Annotated in this window: 8 protein-coding genes and 1 pseudogene; 6 read left to right on the top strand and 3 right to left on the bottom strand. The window is 39.6% G+C overall.

What is annotated here, in order from left to right; translation table 11 throughout:
* The 5 genes from VNZ46_RS25250 to VNZ46_RS25230 form a co-directional block, all read left to right on the top strand.
* A partial coding sequence (locus tag VNZ46_RS25250) for a phytoene/squalene synthase family protein (protein WP_325563782.1) occupies positions 1–442 on the top strand: 442 nt, incomplete at its 5' end.
* Positions 439–912: a hypothetical protein gene (locus tag VNZ46_RS25245; protein WP_325563780.1), complete on the top strand. Its 474-nt coding sequence runs from the start codon at positions 439–441 to the stop codon at positions 910–912. The genes VNZ46_RS25250 and VNZ46_RS25245, both read left to right, overlap by 4 nt.
* Before the next feature lies 1 nt (position 913).
* Positions 914–1,381: a sterol desaturase family protein gene (locus tag VNZ46_RS25240; RefSeq protein ID WP_325563778.1), complete on the top strand. Its 468-nt coding sequence runs from the start codon at positions 914–916 to the stop codon at positions 1,379–1,381.
* Complete coding sequence (locus tag VNZ46_RS25235) at positions 1,378–2,532, top strand: lycopene cyclase family protein (protein WP_325563776.1); 1,155 nt, start codon at positions 1,378–1,380, stop codon at positions 2,530–2,532. The genes VNZ46_RS25240 and VNZ46_RS25235 overlap by 4 nt, the downstream gene beginning before the upstream one ends.
* Positions 2,533–2,570: 38 nt before the next feature.
* Entirely contained in the window at positions 2,571–3,179 is a 609-nt protein-coding gene (locus VNZ46_RS25230; protein ID WP_325563774.1) for a MarR family winged helix-turn-helix transcriptional regulator, read from the top strand.
* Here the strand turns inward: VNZ46_RS25230 and VNZ46_RS25225 are convergent.
* Both VNZ46_RS25225 and VNZ46_RS25220 read right to left on the bottom strand, forming a co-directional pair.
* Entirely contained in the window at positions 3,176–4,783 is a 1,608-nt protein-coding gene (locus VNZ46_RS25225; RefSeq protein WP_325563772.1) for a GMC family oxidoreductase N-terminal domain-containing protein, read from the bottom strand. The two genes, VNZ46_RS25230 and VNZ46_RS25225, sit on opposite strands and share 4 nt — an antisense overlap.
* Positions 4,784–4,852: 69 nt before the next feature.
* Positions 4,853–5,308: a PA2169 family four-helix-bundle protein gene (locus VNZ46_RS25220; protein WP_325563770.1), complete on the bottom strand. Its 456-nt coding sequence runs from the start codon at positions 5,306–5,308 to the stop codon at positions 4,853–4,855.
* Between the two features lie 235 nt (positions 5,309–5,543).
* Here VNZ46_RS25220 and VNZ46_RS25215 point away from each other — a divergent pair, with 235 nt between their 5' ends.
* Positions 5,544–7,484, top strand: coding sequence for an oleate hydratase (locus tag VNZ46_RS25215; RefSeq protein WP_325563768.1), 1,941 nt, complete (start codon positions 5,544–5,546; stop codon positions 7,482–7,484).
* Positions 7,485–7,894: 410 nt separating this feature from the next.
* On the opposite strand, the pseudogene VNZ46_RS25210 reads toward VNZ46_RS25215, so the two are convergent.
* Positions 7,895–8,651: pseudogene (locus tag VNZ46_RS25210) on the bottom strand (hypothetical protein); the annotation flags it as partial.

The following is an 8,651-nucleotide window of genomic DNA, read 5'->3' as shown; positions in this document are numbered from 1 at the left end:
CCAGGTGGTCGGATTGATGTGCTTGCAGGTCTTCACAGAAGGTGATAAGCAGCAATATGAAAAATTAAAAGATTCGGCAATGCAATTGGGTTCCGCCTTTCAGAAGGTAAATTTCCTTAGAGATGTAAATGCAGACTACTTTACCTTAAGCCGCACCTACTTTCCAAATGTAAACTTATCTGCATTTTCCAACACAGAGAAAAAAATCATCGAAGAAGAAATAGAAGCCGAATTTCAACATGCCCTGATTGGAATCAGGCAATTACCTGCCTCGTCGAGAAATGGCGTCTATCTTGCATATGTCTATTATAAAAAGTTATTTAATAAAATAAAAAGCAGTACAGCCGAAAAAGTCATGTCAGGAAGGATCCGAATTTCCAATGCCCACAAATTTGGTTTGATGTTTGACTCTATCATCAGGTATAAAACAAACACCATATGAAAGGAATTACCCTTTTCCTCCTGCTGCTGTTTGCAACAAAAGTTCATACAGCAGAACCTGATAGGGAAGAAGTAAAAACACTGTTCGAAGCTTCCACCTACAGCAGATCTTCTGCAGACCGCCTGTTAAAATTACTTTCCAAAATAGACCACTCCTCTGCGCCGCTGTTGATTTGCTACAAAGGAGTTGCTGAAATGATGCAGGCTAAATACGGATTCAACCCGATCAATAAATTCAGGAGGTTTAAAAGAGGAAAAAACTTAATAGAGGAAGCCGTAAAAAAGGAACCAGACAACCTGGAAATCCGTTTTTTAAGATTTGTGATTCAAACCAACCTTCCCACTTTCCTCAACTATAATGAACATATTAAAGACGATAAAACCTATTTATTGAATAATCTTCAAACCACTAAAGACAAAAAACTAAAGCAAGACTTCTTAAAATATTTGTCTTCTTCAAAATTGAATTAAAATGAACAGCTGGATTACTTATTTACTCATTACAGCAGGCACCTTTATTTTTATGGAAGGAGTTGCCTGGTTTGCACATAAATTTGTGATGCACGGATTATTATGGGTTTTACACAAAGACCATCACCAGAAAAAGCCACACTTCTTTGAAAAAAATGATGCCTTCTTTTTAATCTTTGCCACCCCAAGTATTCTATTATTTTTCTTCGGAGCCAAGGCAGGATTCAACTGGATGTTCTATATGGGACTGGGCATACTTCTATACGGCATAGCTTATTTTATCATACATGATATCGTAATCCACCAACGCTTCAAGTGGTTTTCCAGGAGCAACAATAGTTATATCAAAACCATTAAAAGAGCTCATAAAATGCATCATAAGCACCTGAACAGACACCATGGAGAATCCTTCGGGATGTTATTTGCTGCCAGAAAATACTGGCAGCAAAGCCCCAAAAAAAGAATATGAAACACTTTGATTATATAATTGCAGGAGGAGGATGTTCCGGGCGAAGCCTGGCTGTTCGCTTGTTACCTTACCTCAAAGCTACCCATAAACAGGTGTTGCTTGTAGACAATATAACTAAAAAAGCGAATGATAAAACCTGGTGTTTCTGGGAAGAACAACCAGATCTGTTCGAACCTGTAGTATGTAAAAAATGGAAGCATTTATCCTTTTCCAGCTCCATCACCGATCAGGAATCCCCTATATATCCTTACGAGTACAAGATGATCCGTTCTGCAGATTTCTATACCTATACAGACAAAATATTAGCAGAGCATCCTCACATCACAATATTGAAAGGAACTGTAGAAAACCTGTACACAGAAAATGAACTGGCCTATGCAATCATCGATGGACAAAAATACAGTTCCGATTATACGTTTTCCAGCATCCCTCAGGTCCAAACCAAAAAAACGGAGCGTTATCAATATCTGCTCCAACATTTCCTGGGCTGGATTATAGAAACAGAAAAAGCTATTTTTGATACGGAACGTGCCACCCTGATGGATTTTAATACTTCTCAAAAAGCCGGTACCTCATTTGTTTATGTACTGCCCCTCAATTCAAAACGTGCTTTAGTAGAATATACCGTTTTTTCCGAACAGCTATTGACAGGAAAAGATTATACCGATGCTTTAAAAGACTATATAACACAACAACTAGAGTGTAAAAATTATACCATTGAAGAACGGGAATACGGGATAATTCCTATGTCTGACCATCCTGTCCAAAGCCAAAAGGGCCGTATTATTTATCTCGGCACTGCCGGAGGATTTACAAAAGCCTCTACCGGCTATACCTTTCGTTTTATACAAAAACATACAACTGCCATCGTTGAACAACTCCTAAAATCCGGAGCTCCGCATGTTTCATCCGTATTTCCAAAAAGATTCAGGACCTATGATGCTACACTCCTGCATTTATTGGCCAGCGGGCGTGTTTCCGGTGAGGAAATCTTCTCTACGATGTTCCAGAAAAACAAAGCAACACAAATTTTAAAATTTCTGGATAATGAAACTACTTTAACCGAAGAGCTCCACATTTTTAAAACCTTAAATAAAAAGGAGTTTGCGTACGCCTTACTCAATCGAACCTTAAAATTTTTTAGAATCTAAATCAAATTATTTACTATTACACCAAAATTCACCGAATCATGTTATACGATTTAATTAATGAACTGGTTACCCTGGTAAAAACCTATGAAAAGGAATCCGTTCATACGGCACATGATCTCCATACCTTCCGCCACTGGCTTAATCAACATGCTAAAGACAATGATTCAGTTCCGGAACCCGAATGGGAAGGAAAATCGAATGGACGTACTGCAGATAGTGTGATCAATACTTCGCTGGTACATCTGTACAGGTATGCCAAATTGCATGCTAAAGCAGCTATAGCCAATACTTCCTTTTCAACCCCCGACGATTTTATTTATTTAATCAGCCTGGTTTCATTTGGCAGTATGACCAAAACTTCGCTCATCAAACTAAACATCCATGAAAAATCTGCCGGAATACAAATTATTAACCGACTGATCAAAAATGGATTGGTAGAACAACACGCCTTAGATAGCGACAAAAGGAACAAAATGATTCATATCACCCAGAAAGGAAAGGAACTTCTGGATCAAAGCATGCAAAATATTAGAAAAGCCTCCAGTAGCGTTACAGAACCACTATCCTACAGCGAGAAAATGAGCCTGATCAGTATACTTTTAAAACTGGAAAAGTTCCATCAAGCCGAATCAAATGGTGCATTTTAATTAAAATCCTTTTCAAGAATATCATTCATACAATGTTCTGCCAAGGCTGTAATTGTTAGAAAAGGATTAACTCCAATACTGCCAGGAACCAGCGCCCCATCTGTTACATACAAACCCTTATACCCTTTAATACGTCCGTAATTATCCGTAGCTTCACCCAAAGCAATTCCACCAAGGGGATGATAACATATATCAGCACCAAAGCCTTTATCAAACAACAAACCAGCAGAAGTACCACCATTTGCTTCATTCATTCTTTTAACAAAAAACTTCGCATTTTCTATAGTATGCTCAAAATGCTTCATTTTCCAATTGATGCGGATATCTTTTATACCAGGGTCATAAACAATACTTCCAGGATGGGGAACTTTATTAATGACCAGATATAAAGCCGTATATACTTCCATTCCCATTGGAAGAGGAGAAATTTCAGCAAAAAAAGGATTGTTTTTGTCATCCCAATGATCAACACCTGCAACAGGAATAGTAGATTGTTTAACTCCGGTTCCCAACCCAAAATCAGGATTCTTTTTGTCTACCCGATTAAAAACGGTATTCACCATATTCCGCCCCGCCATAATGTTTCCATTATTACCCCAAAACTGTCCCACATTTTCCATTCCTGGCAACAAACCAAGATAAGCCGATTTGAGCAAGAGTTTAGTTGAGCCGATGCTCCCGGCGTTAAGAAAGAGCTTTTTGCAGCAGATCCTTTTCTTCTTGAGGATTGTTCCATCCGTATCTGTCACTTCTACCCTGACCTCATATTGACCAGAACTGAGCTTTTCTACAGAAACCGCCTGATGCAGATCAAGTATAGTCAACAGTCCGGTTTGCCTGGCTTTATACAGATACGTTTTGTCCAAGCTTTGCTTACCATGATTATTGCCATAAATTACTTCTTTTGCCAATGCCGATTTAGGAACCATCCCTGCCTGCTCCTGTTCCATGTACTTAAAACTATATACGTTCGGCACTTTAACCACTTTAAAACCAGCCTTTTGAGCCTCTTTCTCACCAATCCTCGCAAATTTATAATAAGGCGACTGCTTGTAGAATCCCTCAGGAATTTCATTTACCTCAAGTTGCTTCTTGGCCATCGGATAATATTTTTGCCAGAATAAATCTGCATCTAACTGAGGAAAAACCTCTTTAAAATAGTCCTTTTTTGGCTGTACGGCCATTCCTCCATTCACCAAAGAACCTCCACCCACGCCCCTTCCTGCATATATTTTTATATGTTCAAAATCCATCCGGTCCAGAACTCCCGTAAATTTCTTATTAAAATGAGAGATGTTCATCATTGGTGCAACTGTTTTTGTACGAAGCCAGGTAGAATTTCTCTTTGGAGTAATCAGGTTAGAAAAAGGTTTATACTGACCTGCGTGTTTATCCCAATCCAATCCCATTTCCAGCATGGTCACTTTATGCCCGGCCTGTGTAAGCCTCAATGCTGCTACAGCACCTCCATAACCGGAACCTATAATGAGATGATCTATGTATATAATTTCATTCTCACCTCCAAATTGATCAGCTAAAACATTTGAAAACAATAAACCTGCTCCCGCAGTGGCCGATAACCTGATAAAATTTCTTCTCTTCATTATAATGTAACAAGTTCTAAAGCTATCTTTTCAAACAAAAGCCCGGCTTTAAACCGGGCTCCTGATAATTTATTTCGCTAAACGCTGATGATACGTTTCGATTTCTTTTAAGGCCTCAAGTATACCAGTACGTTGGCGTTGCAACAATTCGATATGATCCGCATGTGATTGGTAATCTTCCAGTACCTTGTCATATTTTTCAATGGCGGCTTTTTCTCCCGTTTCTATCGCTCCCAAAATAGACGCATCCTCTTTACTGCTAAGCGCTTGTTTGATGTCAATCCAGGTGCGATGTAAAGCCCCCAGTACTCCACCTTCTTCATTGTCAGAGCTTCCACCGTGCTGGGCAATATGATCTTTCAACTCCAAAGCATACCCAGCCCTCTGTGCAGCATATTTTAAAAACACTGCTTTCAGCTCAATGCTATCAGTAGCTTCACTTGCAGATTCATAACCTTCTTTTCCATCATTTACAATATTGACCAACCCTTTCAGGTCGCTAATGATCTCTTTATTTGTTTCCATAGGTCTTTTAGATTTTTGTCCCTACAGAACATCCCCCATCCACGAAAGTTTGAATAAATTTAATTTACATGATTAATCTCTGGTCTGCTCAGAAAATTTCTATTTCAATTATATGATATACATCATCATTTTGCATGATGCCCTGCATTTAAAAGCCCTGTCCTTACCCCTACCTTTGTTTTAAATGGTTAAGTGATTATCTTAACTGCCATTCTATCCTTAAAAACAATAAATAATGAAATCAATCACTGCAAAATTCGACAAAATTTTAAACGCTTCCTCAAACAGTGGAAATGTAGATCACGAACCCGATTCAAGCAAAGAACAACAGCGCAATACCCCTCAAAAATCTATGCCATTTTCGGATCAGATTGGGAATTACCAGCGCAACATAGGGATTCCTCAAAAATCTTATAAAGACAGTAAAGTTTATATCATAGGAAGCGGCATCGCCGGAATGGCTGCCGCTTATTATTTCATTCGCGATGGGCATATCCCCGCTAAAAATATCATATTCTTAGAGCAATTGCACATCGATGGAGGATCCCTAGACGGAGCTGGCAACCCTAAAGACGGTTACATCATCCGTGGTGGCCGGGAAATGGATATGACCTATGAGAACCTTTGGGATATATTTCAGGACATTCCTGCCCTGGAGCTACCTGAACCTTATACCGTGTTGGACGAATACCGCCTGGTGAATGACAATGACTCCAATTACTCCAAAGCAAGACTTATTCATAACAAAGGAGAGATCAAAGACTTCAGCAAATTTGGTCTGAACAAATTAGACCAGCTGGCCATCGTTAAACTCTTGTTGAAAAAAAAGGAAGATCTGGACGATTTGACCATTGAAGACTATTTCAGCGAGTCTTTTTTAAGCAGCAATTTCTGGACCTTCTGGCGCACCATGTTTGCCTTTGAAAACTGGCACAGTCTGCTGGAGTTAAAGCTGTACATGCACCGATTTCTCCACGCTATTGATGGACTGAATGACCTTTCCTCATTGGTATTCCCAAAATACAATCAATACGATACTTTTATAACCCCCTTACGCAATTACCTGAAAGAAAAAGGGGTAAGCATTCAACTCAATACGCTCATTAACGATCTGGACATCCACATCGATACAGAAGGGAAAGTGGTTGAAGGTATTATCACAGAAAAAGATGGTAAAGAGCTGAAGATACCGATAGGAAAAGAAGATTTTGTAATCGTAACCACCGGATCTATGACCGAAGATACTTTCTATGGCGATAACAAAACAGCCCCCATCATAGAAATTGACAACAGCACCAGCGGTAAAAGCGGGGGCTGGAAACTCTGGAAAAACCTTGCAGCTAAATCGGCTATTTTCGGCAAGCCAGAAAAGTTCTGCAGCAATATCGAAAAATCGTCATGGGAATCCGTCACTTTAACCTGCAGACCTTCCGTACTGGTAGACAAATTAAAAGAATATTGCGTCAATGATCCTTATTCCGGAAAAACAGCTACAGGTGGAATTATTACCATTACAGATTCAAACTGGTTAATGAGCTTTACCTGTAACAGGCAGCCCCATTTCCCGGAACAACCAGATGATATACTGGTTCTTTGGGTGTATGCACTGTTTATGGACAAAGAAGGTAATTACATTAAAAAACCAATGCCTAAGTGTACAGGAGATGAGATCCTTGCCGAGTTATGTTATCATACAGGTATCATTGATCAACTGGATAATGTAATTAAGAACACAATTGTGCGTACTGCTTTTATGCCGTATATTACTTCGATGTTCATGCCAAGAGCAAAAGGTGACCGTCCAAGGGTTGTTCCTGAAGGGTGCAAAAATCTGGGCTTAATCGGGCAGTTTGTAGAAACCAACAATGATGTGGTGTTTACCATGGAAAGTTCGGTCAGAACAGCAAGGATTGCTGTATATGAGCTATTGAACCTGAATAAACAAGTACCTGATATCAACCCTCTTCAATACGATATCCGTCATTTGCTCAAAGCAGCGAAAACACTGAATGACAATGAATCTTTTTTAGGCGAAGGCATATTGCGTAAGGTATTGAAAGGCACCTATTTTGAGCATATTTTACCAGCAGGGCCGGAAGATGCAGAAGAACACGAGTCCTTTTTAGCTGAACAGGTAAACAGATTTAAAGACTGGATAAAAGGAATAAAAGGTTAGTACGTAAAATTAAAACAACCCCCACTGGCCATCTTTCAGGAGGCGTGGGGGTTACCAATATCTTTCCAGCTGGATACAACTACATGTCCCGGTTTTCCTGAAAACGGGCCCAAATTCTTTTTGCTATTCTTGCAATAATATGAGTGATTGATTTAATTTAATAATGATGTTTATAGCATCTCTGTAGCCAGATGATCAGGAGTATCGGCTTCTATAGCTAATTCCTTAGGGATAACTAGCCATTTTATCGAATACAATACGAATCTAAGCCCTATCCAATACCTAGCTGTTGGCTATTTGTTTTAGGCCGGAAAAAACCAAGGATTCCCTTTTTATGCGTTCCCATAATTCAAATATAAAGAGCAAAAAATTAGTTAATTAAACATATTGAAAGCTCATAATGAATTGATTTAATGTTTCCAACTGATAATGATCTGAGTGTTTCCGTTAAGTTGATATTCCAGATGACCATTTGCTGCTAATTTGCCTTTCAGGTGGCTTTTATTCCCCTTAACCGCTACTTTAAATGCAGGAAGTTTAGCCATACTTGTTTTTACAATCATGAGCCTGCAGGTCAGTCGTTCATCTCCCAGGATGGAGAAATGAATGTCTTTGCCTTTGATGGCTTTATATCCGGAGGTGGGGTAGTCTACGTATATCAGGAAGGGTTCTCCCGGAACCTGGAGGTAATGACGAGGAAGGATGCCAAAAGCGTTGCCCGCACCATAAACCTCCTGGCCCACGGCACCCGATTTTTCCCAGCCGTCCTGCAGGTCTTCGAGTGCAATCCATAGCTTAAGGTCTACTTCTCCAATCTTTGGTTTTTCTTCCAACATTTCCTTTGAAAGCATAGGTGGGTAATAGTATACTGCCCGGTCCACCAGGTAGCGAATGTATTCGGCGATCAGAAGTTTTACTGAAGGCAGGATGTCGAGGCCTTCAGCGTGTTTGAGGTAGTCGTGCAAAGCGCAGAATACTTCCTGCTCTTCATATACTGCGGTGTAGGGCGCATCATTTAGCGGGAACAGAGAAAAGAATTTCGGGAAGGTTTTTCCGTATCCATAATTACAGTCCCAGATTTGTGTGTTGCGTAAAATTGCGGCCAGGCATTGATAACTGAGTTCTAAATACAATTGTTTCTTAGTGATTTTATATAGACGAAGGAGT

Source organism: Pedobacter sp. (assembly GCF_035566355.1).
Taxonomy (GTDB): Bacteria; Bacteroidota; Bacteroidia; order Sphingobacteriales; family Sphingobacteriaceae; genus Pedobacter.
The sequence above is the reverse complement of the archived record's forward strand: the minus strand, read 5'-3'. Positions and strand labels throughout refer to the sequence as shown.

Bases quoted from the DNA above. Each gene is read 5' to 3' on its own strand.
- VNZ46_RS25225 (WP_325563772.1), bottom strand. From the start codon at position 4,783: ATGAAGAGAAGAAATTTTATCAGGTTATCGGCCACTGCGGGAGCAGGT.
- VNZ46_RS25245 (WP_325563780.1), top strand. From the start codon at position 439: ATGAAAGGAATTACCCTTTTCCTCCTGCTGCTGTTTGCAACAAAAGTT.
- VNZ46_RS25240 (WP_325563778.1), top strand. From the start codon at position 914: ATGAACAGCTGGATTACTTATTTACTCATTACAGCAGGCACCTTTATT.
- VNZ46_RS25235 (WP_325563776.1), top strand. From the start codon at position 1,378: ATGAAACACTTTGATTATATAATTGCAGGAGGAGGATGTTCCGGGCGA.
- VNZ46_RS25230 (WP_325563774.1), top strand. From the start codon at position 2,571: ATGTTATACGATTTAATTAATGAACTGGTTACCCTGGTAAAAACCTAT.
- VNZ46_RS25215 (WP_325563768.1), top strand. From the start codon at position 5,544: ATGAAATCAATCACTGCAAAATTCGACAAAATTTTAAACGCTTCCTCA.
- VNZ46_RS25220 (WP_325563770.1), bottom strand. From the start codon at position 5,308: ATGGAAACAAATAAAGAGATCATTAGCGACCTGAAAGGGTTGGTCAAT.